Consider the following 24,115-nt stretch of genomic DNA (forward strand, 5'->3'; position numbering starts at 1 on the left):
ATCAATTGGGGCCCGCGACTCATCAGAGAACCTCGTAGGTGATGCTTCACCCCGTACTCGTCATCGGCCCGGCCCTGCTCATCACCGGTCTCGATGACAGCAGCCGAGCGCACTCCCTGGCGAAGTCGGCGCGGGGGTTCGCCGGGAGCCGTGGCGTCAGTTTTCCTCAGTGAGGATGAGATCGGCTACGTGGTGCGGGCAGACAGGGGTGTGCCAGGTCACCGACAGGGACTCCCCCTGCGCGCTGAGGGTCCGCGCTCCGCCAGTGGCCGTGGTGGCCCGGCAAGCAGGTCTGCCGAGAGGCGGGCTCGTGTCGTCGGTTCCATGGTCTGCTCCTGTGGTGCCGGCGCGGGCGATCTCTCACCACCGTTCAACGCCCAGCAGCCGCGGGCGCGCACGGCGAAACCACGAAGTGCGCAGCAACAGTGAGCGGGCTCCGACGCATCTTCGCGGCGCCAGGGAGGGATCAGGTGAGTAGGAGGGGGTTGATGCCGTCGTAGCCGCCATCGGCGTGGTCCTCGTCGGGCCCGTCGTCCCGCCCCTCCGGCTGCCACGCCGCCGCACACAGTGAGGTCTCGGCCGCCTCTGCGTACAGGGCCGCGCCCAGCCAGGCGCGGGCGAAGTCGGTCGGGTCGGCGGGGAGGAGGCGGCCGAAGGGGTCACGGGGGCGCCGGGCTGCGGTGCGTTGCAGTTCGGCCAGAAGGTCGGAGGCGGTGGGGAGGGCCGAGCGGCGCAGCTGCCCGGCGTCGGCCGACAGCGATCCGGGGACGGCCAGGAAGGGGCGTCCGGCGGCGACGGCCTGTTCGAGGCGGCGGCGCAGGAGGTGGAGGGGGGCCGGGTCCGCCCCCCGGCCGGTGGGGACCGGTGCGACGGGCAGCGGCGGGGTGGAGGGGAGGTCGGCGCGTTGCAGCCGGTCCAGGCCCAGGTCGACGCGCCGGGCGGGATCCGCCGGATGGGCGGCCGCCAGGAGCTGGAGGGTGGGCCGGGAGTCCGGGACGAGGCGGCCTACGACGCGCAGGCGCGTGCCGGGCAGGGCTGCCAGCATCCGGAGGTTGTCGCGGTACGCCAGCGCGGGATGGTCGTGGGCGGCGGTGAGGCGGAGCGTCAGGTCGTCGCACGTGGCGAGGAGGCAGTCGCCGCCGATCTCGCGGGCGGGGCCCAGGATCGTCACGTCGAGGAAGAGCAGGTCGCCTCCGGGAGCCTCGGAGTGCAGGGCGCGCGCGGCCTGTTCGGCGGCCGGCGGGGCCCATAGGGCGGCTATGGGTTCGTCCGTCCAGGCCGCGCCCGCCGCCTGGACGGCCTTGCTCCCGGCGCCCGCGCCGAGGCGGCCGGTGGGCGAGACGGTGGCCCCCGACAGGGCGAGCCCGGCGTGGGACAACTGGCGGTGGGTGAGCGCGGTATCGCCCAGGCGTACGGTGCGCCCGGCTGCCGCCGTGGCACGGCCGGGGCCGCCCGGGGCGATGTCCGAGACCGTGTAGAGGCGGCCGTCGGCGGCGGCGGTCCAGGTGATGGCACCCGCGTAGCCGCCGGCGGTGATCAGGGGTTCGGTGAACAGGCCGTACAGGCGCAGGGATCCGTCCGGTACGTAGGTCTGCCGGGCGGTGCCGCGCAAAGCCGCCAGTTCGGAGCCGGTTGCGTCGGGCAGCCGGTGGGCGGTGCCGAGCAGTTCTCGGACGGCTGCCGTGAGGGCGGCGAGGCGGTGGGCGGGGTCGGCGGAGCGGGCGGAGCGCAGCGCGGTGACGACGGAGACGGCGGCCGCGGCCGGCCGGGGCAGACCACCGAGCTTGGCAGTGTGGGCCGCCCGCAGCAGCTCGGACTGCAGGACCGCTCCGGCGCCTTCGATGCCCGTGTCGAGCACGGCGGCGCCCGCGGCCCACAGGTGGCCGGCCGCGGCACGCTGCTCGGGGGTGGCCCAGCTCTCCTGGGCCTCCGGCGGCTCCGGGGATCCGGTGTCCTCGCCGGAGGCCGATGGCCCGGCGTCCGTGTCGGAGGACGTGCCGGCCACGGGGTCGGCCACCGGCGCGGCGGACGCGATCGCCGCCCGGTGCAGGCAGTCCGGGGCGAGCAGGCAACCGCAGCGGATCGCGGCAGCGGTGGCCACCACCCCGGCGGGGGCGTGGAGTTCCAGGCCGGTCTCGTCGTCGATGGCGATCCGTACGGTGTCACCCTCGCGGGTGACGGGCCGGTCGGTGATCTTGGTGATGGCGGCGTCGAGCCTCTTGCGCAGCCTGGGCGAGAGCGCGCCGACGATCTCGGCGGTCACCGCGGGCGCGACGGCGGGCAGGTGCTGGCTCATGCGATCTTCTCCCCTACCCAGCGGGCGAGTTCGAGTGGGCTGAGGGCGGCTACCGGCATCCCCGCGGCGACGAGCTGCCCGGCGACGCCGGTCGAGTACCGGGGGCGGCCGGCGTCGTCCAGGCTGGCGCAGCCGAGTACATGGCACCCGGCTCCGACGAGGGTGCGCACCTCGGAGAGGAGCCCGCCGACCGGATGGCCCTCCTCGAAGTCGCTGATCACGACGACCAGGGTGCGGGACGGCACGGTCACCAGGGTGCGGGCGTGGCGCAGCCCGGCGGCGATGTGGGTGCCGCCGCCGACCCGTACCTCCAGCAGGAGGGAGAGCGGGTCGTGCACGTGGTCGGTGAGGTCGATGACCTCGGTGGAGAAGGCGAGGAAGTGGGTGGAGACGGCGGGTACCCCGGCCAGGACGGCGGCGGTGAGGGCCGACCAGATGGTGGAGGCCTCCATGGAGCCGGAGACGTCGGTGACCAGGATCAGCCGCCAGTCGGCGGCGCGCCGGGCGCGGGAGCGGAACACCGGGTGCTCGGGGATGATCTGGACGCTGCCGTCGGGGGTCCGGCGCGCGGTGGCGAGGTTGGCGCGCAGGGTGCGGGCCAGGTCGAGCTGTCCGCCGGGGCGTCGGCTCGGGCGGGGCAGCGTCATGCCGGTCAGGGCGGGGCGCAGCCGGGTGGCCAGCTGCCGGGTGAGTTCGTCGACGAGCCGGCGGACCAGGGGGCGGAGTGCGCCGAGCCGGGCTTCGGGGAGGCCGCCCGCGTGCTGGAGGACCGTGCGCAGCAGGTCGACGGAGGGGCGGACGCTGGCGGGATCGAGTTCGCCCAGGACGTCGCGGCGGCCGGTCGCGGCGGCCGCGGCGAGGACCTCCTCGCGGATGCCGGGGCCGAACAGGGCGGACAGTTCCTCGGACCATTCGCGGGCGCCTGGGTAGGGCGACTGGCGGCCGCCGCGGTTGCCCGCGCCGAGATCGCCGCGGGAGCCCTCGCCGCGGCCGTTGCCGTACAGCTCGTCCAGCGCGGTGGCCAACGGTGCTGCGGATGGGGGCAGTTGGTCGGTGCGGCGGCCGAGCACCAGTCGCCAGCGGTCGGCGGGGGCCAGGACGCGGTCCCGCGCGGGTGCGGCCTTCACGGCCGCGCGCCCGGGTGCGGGGGCCGCCGCCGCCGGGAAGGCTGCCGGTGGCAGGCCGGCCCGCTGTGCGGCCGCGCGGTCGGCGGTGCCACCGGGTGCGGCGGCGTCCGGTGCCGGTGGGTGGCCAGGGGTGTGCTGGTGCGGTGGCGTACCGGTCGGATCAGGGGTCGTGGGCTGCGCCAGGGGGGCGGGTGACGGTTCGCCGGGGCGGTGGTCGCCGTCGTGCGGCGGCGTCGCGGACGGTCCGCCGACGTCGGGACCCGCCGAGAGGGCTGGAGGCAGGAGGCCCAGCCGGGCCAGGGTCTCGCGCGCGGCCAGGTCGGCGCGGGTCCACAGCGCGAGCGCGGCGGGGTCGATGCCGCCCGTGTCGGTGACCAGGCCGGCCGCGTCGCCGAGCCGGGCTTCCACCGCCGTGAGCAGCCGGTCGCGGGAGGCGGGGCTGAGCGTGTCGAAGCCGCCGCGCAGTGCGGGCAGCCGGTCCAGGAAGGCGGTGTCCGCGAGGTCGGTGACGCGGTCCAGCACGGGGTCGAGGACGGGGGCCATGGTCTCCAGGAGCGGGGCGGCCGCGGTGAGCAGGCCGGTGAGGCGGGCGGTCAGCGCGGTCCGGGTGACGGCGTCGGTGGCCGCGTCCACCCAGGACGCGGTACGGGTTCCGAAGGCGTGGGCGTCCTCGTGGCCGAGCAGGACGCGGACGGCTCCGGCCGCGGCGGACATCAGCGGCGAGCCGTCGGCGGCCAGCCGGGTGAGGGCGTCGTTGAGCCGGATCCCTCCGAAGACGTCCGCGCGGTGGGCGAGTTCGAGCAGGGCTCGGGCGTCGGCGGGGTCGTCGGAGCCGGTGAGGCCGTCGACCTGGCGGACGGGGCCGAGGTGAGCAGTTCGCCTGTCGCCGCCGACCGCGCGGCGCGGTCAGGGTCCGGGCCGAGTCCGGCGACGTGGCCGGCCCGGATGCGGTCCAGCAGGCCGAGGGCCGCCAGCAGTTGGGGCAGCGTGCCGGTGGCCGGGACGACCTCGGCCAGTTCCGTGAGCCGTTCGTCGGCCAGTGCGGGCAGTCCGCAGGCCGCGGCCTCCGCGAGGCCGTCGATGCTCTGGGCGGCGGTGGGCCCTCCGTCGTCCTGTTCGGCGCGGCGCCGTTCGCGCAGCAGGCCTTCGGCGGCCTGGGCCGGGGTGACGCCGCGGATTCCGGCGGCGGTGAGCATGGCGGCGGTGGCCGGCGTCCAGCGCACCTCCCACCGGGTGGTCAGGGCCTCGCCGGCGCCGGCGCCCGTGACGGGCGTCGAGGTGGCGTAGGGGATGCCGCAGACCGTCAGCCGGCGCAGCAGGAGTTCGCGGCGGCGGTCGAGGTCCGAGCGCGAGGGGTCGAGCCGCAGGTCGCGGGCGGCGGGGCCCGTGTCGGCGGGACCGGGCAGGCCCAGGGCCGCGACCTCGTCCTCCACGGCCGGTGCCAGACCACTGCGCGGGGCGGCGGGCGCGGGACGGCCGGAGCGGGTGCCGACCAGGACCCGTTCCAGCGATCGGGCGACTGCGCGCCCGCGGCCGAGGGGTTCGCCCTGGGTCAGTACGGTCTGCACGGCTTCGATGAGTTCGCCGCGGCCGGGCGCGGGCAGGTCGCGCAGCCGGGCGAGGTCGCCCGCCAGCCGGACGATCTCGCGGGCGTCGGCGGGCCCCGAGGGGTGGTCCTGGGCGCGCAGTTCGCCGCAGATCCGCACGGCGGTGGTGAGCAGTGCCTCGTCGATGGCGGCCGGACGGCCCGCCGCCTCCAGGACGAGGTGCTGCCATTCGGGGTCGCGGATGCCCGCCGGGTAGCCGGACCGCTCGTCCAGCAGCGGATAGGTGTACGGGATGAGGGAAACGGTCCAGGCCGGACCGCTGGGGAGCGCGTCCTCGGGCGGCACCGGGCCGGGACCGGGGCCCAGCAGCGCCGGGGTGTGGAAGGCGCCCACGACCACGGCGGCCCGCCGGCCGGCGGCCGTGGCCTCGTCGATCCGGGCGCGCATCCAGCGCTCGCGGGCCAGGTCCGACTCGGCCACCGCCCCGTCCCGTTCGGCGTCGTGCCGCAGCGCCCAGCCCGTGAGCAGGGCGGCGCGGCGCAGCGCCTCGGGCGGGGAGCCGGGGGCGGCGGTCTCCACCAGGCGGTCCCACAGGTCCTCGCCTGGACGGCCGGTGAGGCGGGCGGTGAGCGCCTCGCGCAACCCGGGTCCTTCCTGGCCCGCCCCGGCCGGGCGCCGGGGCTCGTGCCGGGCCGGGTCGGACAGCGGCAGGTCGCAGGCGATCACGGGGATGTCGTGGCGGGCGGCCCAACGCAGGGCGACGAGTTCGGGCGAGAAGTCGGCGAACGGGTAGAAGGCGGGCCCGCGCCCGTCCCCGGCGCCGTCCCTACGGGAGGTGGCGGGGACGGCGGCCAGGGCGACGGGGGCCCGGGTGTCGGCGTGGGCGAGCCAGGGCAGCCACTCCTGCAGGTCCGCGGGAAGCTCGACGAGCAGCACCTCGGGCTGCGCTGCGTCCAGGAGTTCCGGCATGACGGCGGCGAGCGACGGCGCGTGGTGGCGCACGCCGATGAGGTACGGGGCGGTGGGGTCGGTCAGGGCCGCCACCGCCCCGTCCGGAGTCATGGACGGGGCGGTGGAGGCGGCCGGAGCGGAGGCGGCGGCCGGGGGCGGAACGGTGGCGGCGGCCGGGGACGGAGGGGTGGCGGCGGCCGGGGACGGAGGGGTCATGGCGTCAGCTCTCCAGGGCCGGGCGCAGGTCCCACAGGGTGCGCCATGTCGCCGAACCCTGCTCGGCGCGGCGGCGCACCGCGCCGTCCCAGTAGCCCAGCAGCCGGGCGGCGTCGGCCGGGTCGTCCTTGCGGACCACGCCCAGCAGGTGGCCGGGGAGCAGGGACAGCACGTCCCGGTCGCCCGGGAAGTACGCGGCGGCAAGGGCAAGCGAGCCGGCCACGGCCACCGCCTCCGCGGTGCTCATCACCGTGGAGGGGCGCTCGACCTCCCAGCCTTCGGCCGACCGCCCGTCCCGCAGGTCGCGGAAGGCGGTCACGAGGGCTTCGAGGATCGCGTCGTCCACCTGGAAGGGGGCACCGGCCCGGGTGACGGCCGCGTGGGCCTGGCGGCGTACCAGGGCGGTCTCGGCGTCCAGGTCGCCGATGGGCCCGACGGTCTCGAAGTTGAAGCGCCGCTTGAGGGCCGCGGACATCTCGGAGACGCCCTTGTCACGGAGGTTGGCGGTCGCGATGAGGGTGAAGCCGGGGGCGGCGTGGGCGAGGGCGTCGGCGCTGCCTGCGAGCTCCGGTACGGCGATGCGCCGTTCGGACAGGAGGGAGACCAGGGCGTCCTGGACCTCGGGCAGGCAGCGGGTGATCTCCTCGACGCGGGCCACCGCGCCGCGGGTCATGGCGGTGAGGACCGGGGAGGGCACCAGGGCCTGCCGGGTGGGGCCCTGGGCCAGGAGCAGCGCGTAGTTCCAGCCGTACTTGAGCTGGTCCTCGGTGGTGCCGGCGGTGCCCTGCACCACCAGGCCGCTGGTGCCGCACACGGCGGCGGACAGCAGCTCGGAGAGCATCGACTTGGCGGTGCCGGGCTCGCCGACGAGCAGCAGCCCGCGTTCTCCGGCGAGGGTGACGACGCAGCGCTCCACCAGGGCGCGGTCGCCGACGAACTTCTGCTCGACCACCAGCTTGCGGGGGACGCCGTCGGGCGCCGCGGCGCCCTCGGGCAGCCGCAGGGCCTCGCCCGCGCTGCCCATCACGAAGGTGACGACGGCGCGCGGGCTCAGCAGCCAGGCGGGCGGGCGGGGGCCGCTGTCGTAGGCGGCGAGGAAGGCCAGTTCGGTGGCGTGGCGGTCCTCGGGCGGGCTGACCTGCCGGGCGGACGGGGGTACGGACGGGGGTACGGAAACGGTGGTGTCGGTGGTCATCGGCGGCGGCCCTTCCGGGTGGCACGGGTGGTGAGTTCTTCGAAGGCGGGGGCGTCGCCGTCCTTGACACGGCCCCATGCGCGGGCGAACAGGGCGGGCACCGGCAGGTGCGGCACGGCCCGGGTGTGGTCGCGGAGCGGGTAGAGGGGTTCCTTCCAGGTCTCCACCGGCAGGGCGGGGGCCTTGAAGTCGTGCCAGCCGCAGGGCAGGAACAGGGTCCGGCCCGCGCGGGACCGCTTGGCCTCCAGGACCAGGCCGGTGGCGGCCAGTTCGGTCCTGGCCTTCTTCGACCGGCCCGGCGTCCAGCCGGTCCAGCGCGCGCGGTCGCGGTCGGTCGGGTCGGGCAGTGCGAGCAGTTGCAGGTAGAGCGCGGCCGCGTCGTCGCCCAGCCCGTGGGTCGCGGCCACCTCGGCGACCAGCTCCGGAACCGAGCGGGCGGGGTCCTGGGCGTAGCCGGTGAAGCCGCCGGAAGCCGACCCGGCCAGGACGGCCTGTTCGAGGTCGTCGCCGAGCAGGGTCCGGACGGCGGCCAGGGAATGGCCACGGCCCGGGCCGACGAGCCCTTCGAGCAGCCCGAGGACGGGATCATCCGCGCCGGTGATCCCGGCCGTACGCACCAACGTCATCTCGGTGTCGCCGTACCAGGGGCGGAGCACGAGGGCATCCCCGAGCCGGGTGAGGCCGTCGGCTCCCGCCCCTCCCGTCGCGGGCAGGCCGTAGGCGGTGCGCAGCGGGACCGCTGTCGCGGTGCCCTTCTCCGTCCACTCCACGTCCAGGTCGAGGAGGAGGTCGGGGTCGGCCAGGCGCCTGCGCAGCGCGGCGAGTGCGGCCGGGAGGTGGGCGCGTAGCGGATGGCCGTACGGCAGTCCGTAGGCGAGCCCGCTGAGCGCCGCCACCGCGCTCGTGAGGTTTCCGCGGCCAGGTACCGCGGCCGGATCCTCCGCCACGAGGTCGCCGTCCTTGTCGAGCCGCATCGGGGTGGTGCGGCTGATCCACGCGGTGTGGCCGGGGTTGAGGACGGCTTCCGCCGACGCGATGGAGACGCCTGCCAGGACGTCTCCCAGCTCCTCCGGCAGCCGGACCAGCGATCCCAGGCGCTCCGCCCAGGTCTTGGCGGCCGCCGCGGTGTCGGGGCCGGTCTCCCACAGGTCGGCGGGGTCGGCGGGCAGCAGCGCGTCCAGCAGTGCCAGCCGGTTGGTGCCGCCGAGCGCGCTCAGCCGGGCGTCGGCCCGTTCGGCCTGCCGGGCCTTGAGGCCCACCAGGGCCAGCCCGGACGCATCGAGTTCGCCGGTCCCCGCCGCGACGAGCAGGGCCGCCTGCGCGGGCCCGATGCCGGTGGCGGCGTCGAGGGTGACGGGCGCCTCGGGCCGCCACGGCGCGGCGCCGCGCTCGCGGACGAGGCGGATCAGCGGGAGCAGGCGCTCGTGCGGGAGGGCGGGGGTGTACCGCCGGTCCTCGTGGTGGGTGAAGTCGGCGATCTGGCCGAACGCCCCTTCCGGGTCGTGGTCGAGGGCGAGCCAGTGGACGCGGTCGTTGCGGCGGGTGTGCTCCCGGCCGAGGATCACCACCGTTCGGTCGCCGCGGCGCAGCACCTGGCCGAGCCGCTGCTTCTTGCCGACCTGGTCCTCGCTGTCCTCCTCGCACAGCAGGACCTGTCGCAGGGCGCCCGCGGGGTTGGCGAGCGGGCCGGTGGCGACCGCTTCCAGGAGGAGGACCAGCGCCTCCCGGTGTTCGTCGGTGGTGGTGGGGGCGGCGGCGCGGTAGGCGAGGGGGCCCAGGACGTCCAGGAACGGCAGCCAGGCCAGGTCGATGCCGGGGACGGTGTGGGTCTCGCTCGTCCAGCCGTCGCCGAGTGCCGGCAACGTGGTGGGGTCGGGCAGCGGCTTGCCGTCGGCGGGCTTGCCGGACAGGACGTGGTTGACGGAGAGGATCTGCTGGAGGGCGCTCCACTTCGCTTCGCGCCCCCAGTAGCCGTATCTGTCCGGCGCGGCGATCCCGTCCACGGCGGCCGTCAGGGTCGTGTCGTCCCCGTGGAGGGGCCGGTGGTCGGCGTACATGCCGTCGCCGTGCCGCTTCCCGCCGTGCGGCTCGTCCTGCGGGGGTGCGACGTACGCGGCGGTGTCGGCGCGATGGCGGGCGGCCGTCCGCACGAGCGCGCTCACGCCGGTGAGCAGCCGGGCGTCGGTCAGCGCGGGGAGCGCCGTGGCGACGGCGGCCTCGATGAGCTCGTCCGCGGAGGGGCCGTCGTACGACTTGTCGGCGGCGACCGCGGCCTTCCGCCCGGCCAGTGCCGTGGCGACGGTGTCGAGGAGGGTTGCGATCTGCGCGTCGGTGACCGCGCGCAGGGCGGCCGAGCCCCGCTCGTCGCGCGGGCGCAGGGCGTGCCAGAACGCGGGCGGCGGGACGTACCGGGTGCCGGCGGCGTACTCGCCTCCCTGGTCTCCCAGGGGTACCGATCCCAGCGCGTCGGTGGTGACGGCGCCCGCCGGATAGAGCTCGACGGTGCCGCCGACGACGGCGGCGAGGGGCGCGGCTCCGCCCGGCACCCGCAGGGCGCCCAGCGGTACGGGGTCGTTCCGGCGGCCCGGCTCGACGGCCAGGGTGACGGTCCGCCCGTCGGGGGTCCCGGAGGTGACGCGTCGGTCGGGGTCCTGTCCTTCGGTGCGCACCCAGCGGCCCAGGACGGTGCCGTCGGTGCCGAACGGCGTGGTCTCCAGGCCCGGGAGCAGCGGCAGGACCTCGCATTCGTCGGTGACGAGGCGGGCGCCGTCGCGGATTCCCGACTGCAGGAAGGCGGGCAGCGAAGCACGCCCGTGGGTGCCGCCCGCCGGGTCGTACTCGACCCAGCAGTGGTCGCGGCCCTGCTTGCCCTGGCGCCAGTGGCCGGTGCCGTCGCCGAGCACGGGGCGGGTGGAGGGCAGGGTGGTGTCGCCCGCGTGCAGGGTGCGGCCGCCGGTGGCGCGGCCGCCGCCGGGCAGCGGCAGCGACGGGGAGCCGACCTCCTGCCCGTTCCACCACTGCGGCAGCTGCTCGCCGCCGAGGGTGAAGGGTTCGCCGGGGCGGGCCGACCAGTACGCGCGCTGCTTGCCGTCCTCCACCCAGATGACCAGCAGTTCGCCGTCGGTGTACCGGAAGCGGGGGCGCCGCCAGCGGTCCAGGTCGGCGGGCAGGCGCAGCTCGTGTTCGAGCAGCACCCCTTCGGGGCCGACCACGACGGCCGTGTGGCGGTTGGCGAGGACCAGGGCGGGCCAGGCCTCGGCTACCACCATCCAGTGGTTCTGGTCGGTCCGGTCGGTGTCGAGCCGCCGGTAGGTCTCCTCCAGAGCGGGCCAGCCCAGTTCGTCCAGAACGCCGGCGCGCAGGGTGGCGCCGAGGACCGGCGCCAGGTCGTGGGCGGCGATCCGGGCGATGGCCTCCGGGTTGACCTGGCCGGCGACCGCGCGGAAGGACGACAGACGCCCCAGCGCCGCTCGCGAACCGGGCAGTCCCGCCGCCCCGGTGAGTTCCGCCGCGCGATCGCGCAGCCAGTCGTGGAGCACCGCGCCGAGCACCGGGTGGGCGGCGATCGCGGCGAGCACGGAGTCCTTCGAGCGATGGCCGTTCATGCCGTTCAGCGCGTCGTACAGCAGGCCGCGCAAGCGGGGACGGCCGGCGACGGCCGTCAGGTCGCGGCGGCCCGGGGTGTCGTCGCCTATCCAGCGCTCCAGCGGCAGGTGGACGGTGGCGCCCGCCGCCGGTTCGGTGACGGGGATGCCCCAGGCCACACAGGCGTCGAGCAGGTCCAGGTCGGCGCCCGCGTGCCAGCGGCCCTGGAAGAGGTCGACGGGGCGGCCGTCGGAGCGCAGGCGGGGGGCCATGCGCTCGACGAGGGCGAGGGTGCGCGCACAGCGCTCCGAACTGGACGAGCCGTGCTTGCGGTGCAGGGCCCAGCGGCTGAGCCAGTCCGCGGGGTCGACGCCGTCCGTGCTCTCCGCATCGGTGAGCAGGGCGTCCGCGCCCGTCTCGGCGAGCAGCGACAGCCAGGCCTCGTCGGCCTTCCGGTCGTCGCCGAGGCCGGTCGGCATGATCTCCAACAGGCGGGTGCGGATCTCCGGTCGTGCGGCGGCGAGCGCCACCAGGGTCGGACGGTAGGCGGTCCAGAACGACGCGGGTGCCCGGACGATGCTCGGTGAGCCGATCAGGTCGCCGACGAAGGCACTCTCGGTGGTCTCCCGGTCCAGGCCCGCGGCCTTGACGAGCGCGCGGGCGTCCTGCGGCAGGGCGGCGTACGGTGCCATGCCCGCAGCGCAGCGTTCGACGGCGAGCTGTCGGAACTGCGCCCAGGCCTCGGCCGGGTCGAGGCGACGCGAAAGGTCCTGCGCGTGGTCCTTGAGCGCCTTGACGGTCAGGGCCCCGGCGAAGGCGAACTCCAAGAAGACGGCCCGTTGGCGCTCCTCGTCGACCGGCAGGCCGTGGACGCGCTCGGCGGCGCGCGCCTTGCCGAAGAGCGTCGCGGCGTACGTGCTGTTGTCGTGCTGGAGGAAGACGCGCGCGGCCTGCTCGTAGAACGTCGGCAGGAAGTGCGGTACGGCGCGACCGAGCCGGGTGGCGAGTGCCTCGAAGCCGTCCTTGGCGGCGCCGGCCCGGGACTTGGCCTGACGGGCCAGCCGTTCCATGTCCTTGACCAGGGCCAGCGCGTGGTGGCCGTTGGCCGGATCGTTGACCAGGGCCCAGGCGGGAAAACCCAGTGTCTCGCGGCGCACCTGCCCCACCTCGGGGGCGTCGGGCTCGCGGGCGAGGCCGAGGAAGTCCAGTGCCAGGTCCTCGGCCTCGCCCAGGGTGCCCGCGACCAGGCGCACCACGCGCCGGTCGTCCAGGGCCGGGTGGGTGTAGGTGCGGGCGGTGAGGGTGTCGGCGTCGTCACGGGCGACCGTGTCGGTGCGCAGGATCGCCCCGGCGTCCAGCAGGGCAGCGGCCCGGGTGATGTCGTCGGTGTTCATGCCGCCTGCTCCTCGTCGTCGATGTCGCGTCCCGCGTACAGGGCAGCCGCCATGCGCATGCCTTCCGACCAGGCGACCGGGCCGACTTGTCCGGCGGTCAGTGCCCGGCCTGCGGCGTCGGTCCAGGTCAGCGAGCCGGTCTCGGTCCGCTCGTAGCCGTCGTAGTCGCCGATCCAGATGCGCGCCTCGACCGTCGCGCCGTCCTCGACGACCGGGCATACCGCCTGGCCGCCGCGGGCCCGGTAGCCGAGCTGGGTGGTGCGCCCGTGCAGGAACCGCAGTTCCTTGAAGGCGCCGCCCGCGTAGTCGTCGACCGAGGCGGTCTCCGGGTCGAGGTCCGCCGGGCGGTGCCAGACCTCGCGGAAGAGCTGCTGCACCCGCTGGTCCACGGTGAGTTCGACCGCGAACTCGCGGAGTTCTTCCAGGTCCGCCAGCAGCACCGGGTGCGGGATGCGGACCAGCTCGGGGCTGATGCGCACCGTGTCGCCGTCGAGGTCGACCAGGCCGAGGCCCCGTACGGGGTCGGCGTCACGCAGGAATCCGGCGACTTCGCCGTCGTCTCCCGTGACGACGAGGTCGTGCAGCGCGGAGCGCCAGGCCGTGTCCTGCCACACCTGGGCGATGACCGCGACGGGGACGGGCAGCGAGCGAACCATCCAGCGCTCGACGTCGGCCACGCATTGGCGTTCGTGCCGATCCAGCCACTCCACCAGCTGGCGCAGACCGACCACGGCCGGGTCGTCCGCGAGTTTCCCCGGGACCGTCTTCAGCCGGCGACCCGCCGCATTGCGGCAGACCACTTTCCCGTCGTCGAGGGCGACTTCGTAGTCGCCGGCCGGAACCCACCCCATGTGCTGTCTCCTCGGTCAGACGGCCTGGTCCGGGGCATGGCACGGCATGGCACACCCCCGGTCGCAGCGCCGCCGCGATCACGTTGGTGTGACTCTAGGCGCAGCCTCGGACAATGCCTCCGGCAGCGCCTCAGGGAGGGGCGGATCACGACTGCGGGGGTCCGGAGCGACGCCCCGGGTGGCCATTTCACGCCATGCCGGCACGGGCATCGGTCGAGCCGGCGGCAGCGATACCGCCCCGGACGCAACGTGCCGGTTGCCGAACGTGGCGTGCCGCCCGGTCCCCCGGGCCGCACGGGAGACACAAGAAGGGGATGCCGACGCGGACTTGGCCCGCGTCGGCATCCCCTCTCACCCGGCGGGGCCGAGTGTGACTGCTGCGCCCAGTGGGCGGATTCAAGGGTGTGGAGGCGTACTCGACCACGACACCGTGCTCATCTACGGAGCCAGCACGTGCGACTTCGTGCCTGCCCGAGGGCACCAGCCACGGACAGGGGCAGTCCCGTCCCGGCCAGGACCCCGCACCGGCCCAGCCGCCGACCCGCCGGTCAGGGGGCGTCGATGAGTACCCGGCCGTCGGCCGGCACGGTCGCCGCGAGCCCGTTCGCGTACGTGTTCTGCACGCGGGACCGCTCGGTCGAGTTGGGCACGGCGTTGGTGCAGGCCGTCCCGGCGCTGGACCCGGACATCAGCTGGGAGCACGGCCCCGGCTTGGTGTCCGGGAGGCCCAGGCTGTGGCCCAGCTCGTGCGCGGCGATGCGCGTTTTGTCGTACCCCTGGCTCACGGCCTGCGCGCCGAGTTCGACTCGCACCTGTCGCCCAGGACGGACCGGACCGAGAGTGGCCTGCGGCCAGCCGGTGGTGGCCACGATGACGATCTCGGCTCGGACCCCGGGTGCGGCCTCCACCAGGCGAACGTTACTGACGTTCGCGTTCCAGGAAGCGACGCCGGCCGCGACGGCCGCTTCCCAGCCGCCGGCCCGGCTGTCGTCGTAACGGAGCGTCACTACCGCTGTGGCGGCGTCCGGTAAGGGCGCGGGTGCAGCGGTCGCGGCGGTTGCCGCTGTGAGGACCAGCGCGGCGGCAGCGGTGCCGGCCTTCAGCCAGGTGCCCAGAGACATGTCGTCTTCCTTCACGCGTGGGGGGCCCGACCCCTCGGCGGAGCCGGGGCACTGGAGACGCCGCCACCGCCCGCCTGTGGCCCGCACGTTCGGACAGCCGCCCCTCCGGAGCCCTAAGAAGGTAGCCCCGCACCCCGCCAACCCGTCATGCACCTGCCAGCCAAATTCGGCAGGCGCTCCAGCCGATGCCCGGTCAGCGGGCGATCAGTGTCAGCGGGCGGACCGACGCCCGGCCCGGTCCCTGGACGCGGCACCGAGCGGGTGGCCGTGTTCGTGGACGAGGGCTCCGGCCCCCACGCTCAGCAGCAGGGGTGCCACTCGGCGTCTCGCCTTACGGGCAGAGCCTGCCAGGCATCGGCGTACAGTCGTCGCCCGGATCCACAGGGCCGCCCGGCCGGAAATTGGACCACCACAGGGGGGTGGACCCGTAAGAGACCACGAGGTTCCCGCCGTTCTGGATCGCCAGATGCGCACCCCAGTGATGGTGGGTGGCACTGTTCCACAGCGGGCGCATCGCCGCGTCGTAGGAGACGAGGTTCCCGTCGGCCTGCATGAAGAAGGTGTTCCCGTAGCCGTAGCTGCCCACGGCCGTCCAGATGGCGACGTTGTCGTGGTAGAGCACCACGTGGCCGTCGTACTGCTGGATCAGCATGGTCCGGCGGTCGGGCGAATACCAGGCCTCGCCCCGGTTCAGGCCGGTCGTGCCCGTGATGACGGTCTCGGTGTCACTGCTGCCCGGGGCGGCCGGGGCAACAGCCGAAGTGGCGGGCGAAGCCTGCGCCGCCGTAGCGCCGAGCCCGGCTGGGACCAGGGCGAGCACCGCGGCGGCGGTCAGTAAGAGGGGGCGAAGGCGTACTCGGTTCATGGGAACTCCGTCTGGTGCGATCCGGATGGACGCCCGTAGCCTCGCAGTGGAATCTCGCACTCAGCAGAAGGAATTCGGCCGATGGGCCGCGCGATGACCGGGAGGGGGCCGCCGGAATGGTTACGGAGAGTCAGGCAGGCTTCCGCGGCCTGGCGAGGGACAGAGCAGGAGCAGGTATTCGCAGGGCAGAGTCGTTTTCCCCGGTCAGGGCGTGGCTATGAGTTGGCCGAGCCGCATGGCCAGCCACGGCTTGCGGCCGCCGGCCCTCATCTGGCCGCGTGCGATCGCCTTCCAGATCGGCGTGCGCCGGAAGGCGACCAGAAGGAACGCGGTCGGTGTCGCCGTGATCCTGCAGTCGTAGGTCCGCGGCGCGGCGTCGCGGAGCACCGCCGCCTTTCCGTCGTCGATGACGACGGCGAGCCGCGGGCCGCCCTTGATCGCGAGGTCGAACGTGATGCTGACGCCCTGAGCCTTCACCGGGTCCAGGGCCAACGGCATCGTCGCCGGCATCACCTGGCCGATCACCAGGCGGGCCTCGTCCGGGCTGATGGGCCAGGGAAGTGCGGCGCCCCGCGCGATGTCCAGGCCGTGCACGAGGCTCTCGCTGAGCATCAGAACGGTCACCGTCGCCAGCGTCACCTCCTGCCCGTACCAAGGCGCGGAAACGGGAGTGTCCGGGGCGAGGCCCTCAGTGACCCGCAGGAACATCTGGCCGCGCTCGGCGAGCAAGTCGCCCAGACGAGCGCGCGCCTCACCGGCGATGAGACTGATCGACTGGGCGTTCATGGCCGTTACCCGGTCGATGAACGGCCGGTCCCCCGGGGGCATCACGTCGGCCCATGCGGTGGACTCGTCGCCGGAGGAGGCCGAGGTGTACGCGAGGTACACGGCGGCAAGGTGCGCACCGACGTCACCCACCGTCCATAACGGGACACCGGAGTCCGCGTGCAGGTCGGGGACGTCGCGCAGTAGACGAACCAGGCGCGGGATCGCGGCACGCAGCGCGGCGCGGGCCTTGTGGTGCTCGGAGACGGGATCGAAGCTCGTGACGGCACTCATTCCACTCCCCTGCTGGGACGAGCCTGCAGGTTACCGCCGGGTAGTACGTGTGCGGTAGCGCTCTCGCGATCACGCGGGCACGTATCGCCGTCCGCTCCGTGGTTCCAGCAGTACCGCCAGCAGACTGGGCAGCACAGCGGCGAGCCCGTTCCGATCGGGCGGAGCCCTCGGCGCAGAGGGCCTCTTGCGGAACCGCCGCCGAACCGTTTTGGTGACTCCCGTCACTCACGGGGCGAACGGGAAGGCGGCCACGATGGCAGACACCACCCAGGCCAACACGGTGGAGAGCGAGAACCACACTCCACGCAAAGCGAGTTGGCGATCCATCGGCCCCGGAGTCGTCGTGGCGGCGACCGGTGTCGGGGCCGGCGACCTCGTTGCCACGCTCATCGCGGGCAGCAAGTTCGGCTACACCCTGCTGTGGGCCGCGGTCATCGGCTGCCTTGTCAAAATCTCGCTCGCCGAGGCGGCCGGCCGCTGGCATCTCGCCACCGGCCGCACCCTCTTCGACGGCTGGCGCAGCCTCGGCTCTTGGACCACCGTCTACTTCGCGGGGTACGTCGTCGTCTGGGGCTTCGTCTACGGGGCCGCCGCGATGTCCTCCAGCGCGCTCCCGCTGGCCGCGCTCTTCCCGGACACGATGGACCTGAAGCTCTGGGCCGTGCTGTGTGGTCTGGTCGGGCTGGTCTTCGTCTGGTTCAACCAGTACGCCGTCTTCGAGAAGGTCATGACGGTCCTGGTCGGCGTGATGTTCCTGATCACCGTGTACCTCGCGATCCGCGTCACACCCCGCCTCGGCGCCGCCTTCGCCGGCCTGGTGCCCGTCCTGCCGGACGGTTCGCTGGTCTACACGCTCGGCCTGATCGGCGGTGTGGGCGGCACGATCACGCTCGCCGCGTACGGCTACTGGGTCAACGCGAAGGGCTGGACGAACACGAGTTGGATCAAGGTGATGCGGCTCGACAACCGCGTCGCCTACCTCACTACCGGCGTCTTCGTCGTGGCCATGCTCATCGTCGGGGCCGAGCTGCTGCACTCGTCCGGCGTAGCGCTGGCGAAGGGCGACAAAGGCCTGCTCGACCTGAGTGCCGTTCTGGAGGAACAGTACGGACAGGCGACCGCAAAGCTGTTCCTGGTCGGGTTCTTCGCAACATCCTTCACCTCGCTGATCGGCGTTTGGCACGGCGTGAGCCTGATGTTCACCGACTTCGCCATGAAGTTCCGGCCGTCCCTCGCCCGAGCCGGGACGAACCCGGCGAAGTCTCTGCCCTTCCGGGCCTATCTGCTCTGGCTCACCTTCCCGCCCATCAGCCTGCTCTTCCTGGACCAGCCCTTCGGGCTCATCATCGTGTACGGAGTGATCGGCGCGCTCTTCATGCCCTTCCTGGCCCTCACGCTGCTGTGGCTGCTCAACTCCTCGCGCACACCGGCCGACTGGCGCAACGGCCTCCTGAGCAACGCGATGCTCGGGGCCGCCGCCCTATTGTTCGTGGTGCTGTGCGTCCAGCAACTGCGGGAGCTGCTCCGGTAGCGGCCCGAAGTCCCGGGGGTGACGACCCGGCGGCGGCGCGAGCCGACCCACGAGAGGCCCGAGGGGCCTGGTCAGACTCGGAACGGTGTCGCGGCGTGGTCGGGCGGGGGTGACGCCGGCGCCTGGCGGCGCGCCGCGTACGGTCAGCGTGTGCACGATCAGCGAGATCAGGACCAGGGCGGCGGCGAGCCGGAGCTCAGCAGGCAGGCCTCCTTGCCTGCTGACACCACCGACGGAGGTGGAGAGGCTGAAGCGGTGGTGTTCGTGTGTGCGACATGTGGCATACCACTGACGGGCCCACTCACACGGCTGCCCGAAGTTCCCGATGCTCCGTACTACGAATGGTGGGAGGCGGATGAGCCCGGGCCGTCACCCGCGACCGTACCGTCGGGCCGCTACGCCATCGAGACGGAGCCCTACGGTGCGCCGCTGGTCGTCGCCGAGGTGCCCGGGCCGGTGATGCCGCGCCTCGGGCAGCGCCGGAACGTGGACAACAAGCCCTTGGTCTCGCAGGGCCCCCGGGGCAACATCGTCATCAACCCGGACGACTCCCGCGGCCTGGAGCTGCGGCACGCGTCCTCGGCCTGCTGCGGAGCGACCCCGGGCGGTGGGATGAACCAGGTGTGCGCCTGCGGGACCCTCGTCGCGACCCTCTGCTCCGACTGTTGCCTGCCCTACGAGTTGCACCTCTCGGCCGACCACGTCCGAGCGGTGCGCCCTTGAGGATGGCTCGTGCCCAGCGGGGCGGTGAGGGCGTCACCCGCCCGTGAACTCGGCCTGACCTGGACCTCTGCCAACTCCCCCACGGGTCGGCTGAGTACGCGTACTCAGGTGCTGGATATCGGACTCCTCCATGCTGGGCGCGAACGCCGGACCGCCTCAGGAGGACATACGCATGGACCACGCCCTGCAGCTGCGCACCGCCACGCCTGGGGATCACGACTGGATCCATGAACTGCGCCACCGGGTCTACGCGGAGGAGCTCGGCCAGCATCCGGTGGATCCGTCGGGAAGGCTGAGCGACGGACTCGACGGTGACAACGTCTATCTCGTGGCCGCACGCGGCGAGACGCGCATCGGCTTCGTCAGCCTCACTCCGCCGTGGGTCGGCCGCTACTCCCTCGACAAGTACCTGACGCGTGAGGAGCTGCCGGTCCTGACGCAGGAGGCTCCGTTCGAGATCCGCGTCCTGACGGTCGAGGAGCACTGGCGGTCCACCGCGGCGGCGCCGCTCCTCATGTACGCGGCGCTGCGCTGGGTCGCGGCGCGGGGCGGCCGCCGGGTGGTGGCCATGGGACGCACGGAGCTGCTCGACATGTACCTCGCCGCCGGGCTGCGGCCGGTGGGGCGCACGGTCCGCTCGGGCGCGGTGTCGTTCGAGGTCTTGAGCGGCTCCGTGGCCGAGCTGACGAGGACGGTCGCGGAGCGCCACGGCCGGACCCTGGAGCGGCTGCGGACGGGCCTCGACTGGCGGCTCGACGTGCCCTTCGCACCGCGCGCGGACGGCTGTGAGCACGGCGGGGCGTTCTTCTCGGCGATCGGCACCGACTTCCGGACCCTTGCCCGCCGTCACGAGGTGGTCGCCGCGGATGTGCTGGACGCCTGGTTCCCGCCGTCTCCAGGGGTCCGCGCGGTCCTTTCGGAGGATCCGGGGTGGGCGGCCCGTACCTCGCCGCCGACGGGCGCGGAGGGACTGCTCGCGGAGATCGCCGGGGTCCGCGGGCTGCCGGTGGAGTCGTTGGTCGTCGGGGCGGGCTCGTCCGATCTGATCTTCAGGGCGTTCGGCCGGTGGCTGACGCCGTCAAGCCGGGTGCTGCTGCTCGATCCGGGCTACGGGGAGTACGCCCATGTCACCGAGCGGGTGATCGGCTGCCGGGTCGACCGGCTCCCACTGCGCCGGGAGGACGGCTGGCTGCTCGACCCGGCCCGGCTCGCCGCCGCGACCCGCGACGGACGGTATGACCTCGTGGTCGTCGTCAACCCGAACAACCCGACCGGCCGCCACGCCCCGGCCGACGCGCTGCGCGCGGTGATCGAGGGCTCGCCCGTGCGGACCCGGTGGTGGATCGACGAGGCGTACCTGGGCTATGTCGATCCGGAGGACTCGCTGGCCGGGCTGGCCTCGACCGACGCCCGGGTCGTGGTCTGCACCTCGCTGTCGAAGATGTACGCGCTGTCGGGCATGCGGGCCGCCTACCTGGTGGCCGCTCCGGAGACGGCCGGGGAGCTGCGGCGCTGGACGCCGCCGTGGCCCGTGAGCCTGCCGGCCCAGCTGGCTGCCGTGACGGCGCTGCGCGACCCGGCCTACTACGCGGAACGCTGGGCCCGCACCCATGTGCTGCGCCGGGGGCTGGCGTACGACTTGGAGAAGTTGGACGGGTTCTCCTCGGTCGACGAGGGGGTGGCGAACTTCCTCACCGTGACCCTGCCGCCGGACGGGCCGAGTGCGGCGCGGCTGGTGCGCGAGTGCCGGCGGCACGACGTGTTCCTGCGTGACCTGTCGCCGATGTCCCCGGCGTACGAGGGGCGGACGGTACGGATCGCCGTCCGCGACACGGCGGAGAACGCGCGGATCGTGGCGGCGTGCCAGAGCGCCCTGGACGCGCTGCGTGAGCGGGCCGCAGTGGTGTCGGGCGCGCCGGGGCGGGCCTCCCGGTGACGACGGTCGCCGGCCTCGTGCCGTACCTCGGCGGGGCACTGGCGGTCGGAGGCGTCGCGGTGGCGGCGACCCGGCGCCGTGAGCTGATGGTCCGCTGGTGCGTGTGGGCGCTCGGAGTGCCCCTGGTGACCTCCGCGTTCTGGCTCGGTCCACCGGGGATCGCGGTGCTCGCGACCGTGGTCGGTGTGGTCGCGGTGGCGGAATTCGGCGGGCTGCTCCGGATGGGGCCGGTGGACCGGCTGGTGCTGGGCGCGGCGATCGTCGGCCTCGTCCTGACCGCCTGGCTGGCCCCCGGGGAGGTGCTCCGCGTGGCGGCGGCCGGGGCGCTTGCGATCGCCGGGGTCCCGTTGCTCTCGGGCGACGCGGAACACGGACTCCGCCGCCTGGGGGCGGGGCTGTTGGGGCTCGTGTGGCTGGGCGCCCTTGCAGGCCTCGTGCCGTCCGGCGCCCTCGGCCTCGTCCTGTTCGTGGCAGTGTCGATCGCCGACATCGTCGCGTACGCGGCGGGTCGCCGTCTCGGGGGCCCCCGGCTCTCCCCGCTGTCGCCCGCCAAGCGGTGGAGCGGCACGCTGGCCGGGGCCGCGGCCGGTCTCCTCACGCTGGCCGTGCTGTCCTCCCTGACGTGGCAGACGGCGGTGGCCGTGGCGATCGGCGGCCCGCTCGGAGACCTACTGGAGTCGATGGTCAAGCGGGGCGCCCGCGCCAAGGACGCCGGGCGGTGGCTGCCCGGCTCCGGCGGCCTCCTCGACCGGATCGACTCCCTCCTCGTCGCTCTTGCGGTGCTGTTGGTGCTGGAGTGAGCTACGGGGCGGGGGGAGCCCCGCGCGGGGAGGCTCACCCCGAACCGGAGCGGGCACCTCCCCCGGGCCCCTCCCCCGCCGGGGACTTGTGGGGGGGGCGACGGCTAGGCGGTGGGGAGGAGGCCGGCGACCAGGGTGGCGAATTCCTCGGGGTCGAGGATCCGGATGCCCAGCTCTTCGGCCTTGGTGCGCTTGGATCCGGCCTTCTCGCCCGCCACCAGGAGGGTGGTGCGCTTGGACACCGACGAGGACGCCTTTCCGCCGGCCCGCTCGATCAGCTCGTTCATCTCGTTCCGTGACAGCACCGCGAGGGGACCGGTCATGGATCCGGTGACCACGACGGCCTGGCCGGCCAGCGGGCCCCCCGCCTGGTCCCCGCCGTCGTTCGCGTCGGTCGCGGGCGGCTGTGGCTCGGTGACCTGCGTGCCGACCTGCCGGGCCTGGAGCTTGTCGAGGAGCGGGGCGAGTTCGACGAGTTCCGCCTCGATGACGCGCGCCTTCTCGGTGCCGATGCCGTCGACCCCGGCCAGCACGTCCGCGTCGGCGGCCCGGATCGCGGCCATCGAGCCGAAGTGCGCGGCGATCCGGCGGGACATCGTACGCCCGGTGCCGCGGACGCCGAGGGCGCAGAACACGCGGCTCAATGCGGCCCCGCGGGCCGTCTCGATCGCGGCCAGGAGGTTGGTGGCGCTGGTCTCGCCCATCCGTTCCAGACCGAGGAGCTGCTCGCGGGTCAGCGTGAACAGGTCGGCTACGTCCTTGACCAGGCCGGCCTCCACCAGCTGGATCGCGCGCGTGTCGCCGAGACCTTCGATGTCGAGCTGGTCGCGGCCGGCCGCGTAGATCACCGAGGCCACGGCCTGACAGCTGCGGCCGCGCACGCACCGCCACCGCTGCTCGGACGTGTCGATCGCGTCGCCACAGCGGGGGCACGCCTGGGGGAAGTCGATCGTGCTCTCGGCACCGGTGCGCTGGTCGAGCAGCGGTGCCTCGACCCGGGGGATCACGTCGCCGGCCCGGTAGACGAACACCTGGTCGCCGATCATGAGCCCGCGACGGGTGATGTCGGACGGATTGTGGAGCGTGGCGTAGGTGACGGTCACCCCGTCGATGACCACGGGCTCCAGGACGGCGCGCGGGGCGATGATCCCGGTCCGGCCGACGTTCCACTCCACCGCCAGCAGGCGCGTCACCTTGTGTTCGGCCGCCAGTTTCCGGGCCACCGCCCACCTCGGGGCGCGCGAGCCGTTGCCGGCCTGCCGCTGGTCCTCGGACGTGTCGGCTTTGACGACGACACCGTCGATCCCGAACGGCAGGTCCGCGCGCATGCCGGCGATCGCGTCGATGCGCTTCTGCACCTGCTCCACGGTCTCGCAGCGCATCGGCGCGGCGGCCGTGCCGGCGGCCGTGTTCGCGCCGAGCGCGGCCAGGTTCTCCAGCAAGGCGACGTGGCCGAGGTCGTTGAGGCCGATCGCGCCGTAGGCGAAGAAGGTCAACTCGATCCGGTAGGGGCGGTCCTTGGCCCGCAGGGTGCCGGCCGCTCCGCTGCGCGGGTGCGCGAAGGGCGTGGCCTCGTGGGCGAGCCGGATCCGGTTGGCCTCCTCGAACTGCGCGGTCGTCAGCAGCACTTCGCCGCGCAGCTCGACGTCGATCGGCTCGGTGAGCATCGGGGGCAGACCGATGACGGCGTCGGCGGCGTGCGTGATGTCCTCGCCGGCCAGGCCGTCGCCGCGGGTGAGGACCTGAACGAGCCTGCCGCCCCGGTACCGAGCGGCGACCGCGAGGCCGTCGAGCTTCGGCTCCACACACCACCCGGCCACAGGGCGCCCCAGACGCCGTTCCAGTCCCGCGGCCCACTCGGTGAGCTCGTCGGCGCCGAAGACGTTGTCGAGGGAGAGCATGGGAACCGAGTGCGGCACGTCACCCTGTACGGCCCCGCCCGCCACCTTCCCGGTCGGCGACTCGGCAAGCACCTCGCCCGGGTGGGCGTCCTCGTAGGCCGCGATGGCGCGGAGCAGCCCGTCGTATTCGTCGTCACCGAGCGGGGTGGTCCCGTTGCCGTAGTACGCGGCCGACGCCGCCACGGCGGCGGTCACGGCCTCCGTGTAGGCCACAGGGGAAAGCAGGGCGCTGTTTTCGGTCATGCGGGTCATCATGCTGCCCCGCACTGACAACGCCGCCGGAGCTCGACTTGCCGCAGCACGCAAGCGGGCCGCCATGGGGCCGCAGCCGCCCTGCGGCCCCATGGACGGCAGTGGCGGTGAGCTAGCCTGCCCACATGCGCGGACAGTTCACCGGCTGGCCTGAGCAGGCCATGGACGTGTTGTGGCAGCTCCAGGGCGAACCGACCCACACGACCCGCGAGCGCTGTCGTGCGGACCGTGAACGCCTGGTCCGGCAGCCGATGATCGACCTGCTCAACGAGGTCGCGGACACCGACTCCCGGTACGAGGACTTCTCGGTCTGGCACTACCGCACCGACTCCTGGTGGTGGCAGCACCAAAGTGCGGTGATCCGGCTCGACCGCAAGATCGAGATCGGTCTCCGGTTCGCCCTGGACGGCCTGCGGATCCAGGGCGCCTGGTGGTACCCCGATCCCGGCCAGGTGGACAGGTTCCGCAAGGCGGTGGCCTCCGAGGGGAGCGGCCGCGAACTGTCCGCCATCGTCGAGGACGTGCGGAAGAAGGGCTACGACATCTCCGGGGACGTCATGAAACGTCCCCCGCGCGGCTATCCGACGGACCACTCCCGTACGGACCTGCTGCGCCACCGTTCTCTGATCGCCGCCCGGCCCCTCGGCTGCGAGGAGTGGCTGCACACCCCCGAGGCGGTCGACCGGGTCCTCTCGGCCGCCGCGGACCTGGACGAGCTGCTGATGTGGCTGGTCCGCCACGTGAAGCACGCCTCCTGACGAGCTT

13 protein-coding genes and 1 pseudogene are annotated in these 24,115 nt (G+C 74.0%); 5 read left to right on the forward strand and 9 right to left on the reverse strand.

The features are described from left to right. Window positions 1-466: 466 nt before the first annotated feature. From AC6CKD_RS05225 to AC6CKD_RS05260, 8 genes and pseudogenes are all read right to left on the reverse strand, one after another. A complete protein-coding gene (locus AC6CKD_RS05225) occupies window positions 467-2,296 on the reverse strand; it encodes a hypothetical protein (protein WP_498325479.1) in 1,830 nt (609 codons plus the stop codon). After that, a pseudogene (locus tag AC6CKD_RS05230) lies at window positions 2,293-6,137 on the reverse strand (vWA domain-containing protein). The gene AC6CKD_RS05225 and the pseudogene AC6CKD_RS05230 overlap by 4 nt, the downstream one beginning before the upstream one ends. A gap of 4 nt (window positions 6,138-6,141) precedes the next feature. Continuing rightward, window positions 6,142-7,332, reverse strand: a complete 1,191-nt coding sequence (locus tag AC6CKD_RS05235; protein WP_498325480.1) for an ATP-binding protein — start codon at window positions 7,330-7,332, stop codon at window positions 6,142-6,144. Further along, a complete protein-coding gene (locus AC6CKD_RS05240) occupies window positions 7,329-12,311 on the reverse strand; it encodes a hypothetical protein (protein WP_498325482.1) in 4,983 nt (1,660 codons plus the stop codon). The genes AC6CKD_RS05235 and AC6CKD_RS05240 overlap by 4 nt, the downstream gene beginning before the upstream one ends. Next, window positions 12,308-13,162, reverse strand: a complete 855-nt coding sequence (locus AC6CKD_RS05245; protein WP_498325484.1) for a DUF4132 domain-containing protein — start codon at window positions 13,160-13,162, stop codon at window positions 12,308-12,310. The genes AC6CKD_RS05240 and AC6CKD_RS05245 overlap by 4 nt, the downstream gene beginning before the upstream one ends. A 548-nt stretch (window positions 13,163-13,710) precedes the next feature. Further along, window positions 13,711-14,283: a snapalysin family zinc-dependent metalloprotease gene (locus AC6CKD_RS05250; protein ID WP_498325486.1), complete on the reverse strand. Its 573-nt coding sequence runs from the start codon at window positions 14,281-14,283 to the stop codon at window positions 13,711-13,713. A 331-nt stretch (window positions 14,284-14,614) separates the two neighbouring features. Continuing rightward, complete coding sequence (locus AC6CKD_RS05255; RefSeq protein WP_498325487.1) at window positions 14,615-15,148, reverse strand: hypothetical protein; 534 nt, start codon at window positions 15,146-15,148, stop codon at window positions 14,615-14,617. Between the two features lie 204 nt (window positions 15,149-15,352). Further along, on the reverse strand, window positions 15,353-16,207 hold the full coding sequence (locus tag AC6CKD_RS05260; RefSeq protein ID WP_498325488.1) for a maleylpyruvate isomerase N-terminal domain-containing protein: 855 nt from the start codon (window positions 16,205-16,207) through the stop codon (window positions 15,353-15,355). A 253-nt stretch (window positions 16,208-16,460) separates the two neighbouring features. Here AC6CKD_RS05260 and AC6CKD_RS05265 point away from each other — a divergent pair, with 253 nt between their 5' ends. From AC6CKD_RS05265 to AC6CKD_RS05280, 4 genes are all read left to right on the forward strand, one after another. After that, a complete protein-coding gene (locus AC6CKD_RS05265) occupies window positions 16,461-17,738 on the forward strand; it encodes an Nramp family divalent metal transporter (RefSeq protein ID WP_498325489.1) in 1,278 nt (425 codons plus the stop codon). Window positions 17,739-17,888: 150 nt separating this feature from the next. Then, on the forward strand, window positions 17,889-18,461 hold the full coding sequence (locus tag AC6CKD_RS05270; RefSeq protein ID WP_498325490.1) for a hypothetical protein: 573 nt from the start codon (window positions 17,889-17,891) through the stop codon (window positions 18,459-18,461). Window positions 18,462-18,633: 172 nt separating this feature from the next. After that, a complete protein-coding gene (locus tag AC6CKD_RS05275) occupies window positions 18,634-20,397 on the forward strand; it encodes an aminotransferase class I/II-fold pyridoxal phosphate-dependent enzyme (RefSeq protein ID WP_498325491.1) in 1,764 nt (587 codons plus the stop codon). Next, window positions 20,394-21,197 carry a phosphatidate cytidylyltransferase gene (locus tag AC6CKD_RS05280; RefSeq protein WP_498325492.1) on the forward strand — a complete coding sequence of 268 codons (804 nt, stop codon included), beginning with the start codon at window positions 20,394-20,396 and terminating at the stop codon, window positions 21,195-21,197. The genes AC6CKD_RS05275 and AC6CKD_RS05280 overlap by 4 nt, the downstream gene beginning before the upstream one ends. Before the next feature lie 104 nt (window positions 21,198-21,301). On the opposite strand, the gene ligA is transcribed toward AC6CKD_RS05280, so the two are convergent. Continuing rightward, window positions 21,302-23,350 (reverse strand): NAD-dependent DNA ligase LigA, encoded by a 2,049-nt coding sequence (gene ligA / locus AC6CKD_RS05285; RefSeq protein ID WP_498326254.1) that lies wholly within the window; start codon window positions 23,348-23,350, stop codon window positions 21,302-21,304. A gap of 125 nt (window positions 23,351-23,475) precedes the next feature. Between ligA and AC6CKD_RS05290 the strand changes: the two genes are divergently transcribed. Next, window positions 23,476-24,108, forward strand: coding sequence for a DUF2461 family protein (locus tag AC6CKD_RS05290; protein WP_498325494.1), 633 nt, complete (start codon window positions 23,476-23,478; stop codon window positions 24,106-24,108). The last annotated feature ends 7 nt before the right edge of the window (window positions 24,109-24,115 follow it).

The sequence above is a fragment of the Streptomyces sp. GQ60 genome, assembly GCF_059758875.1.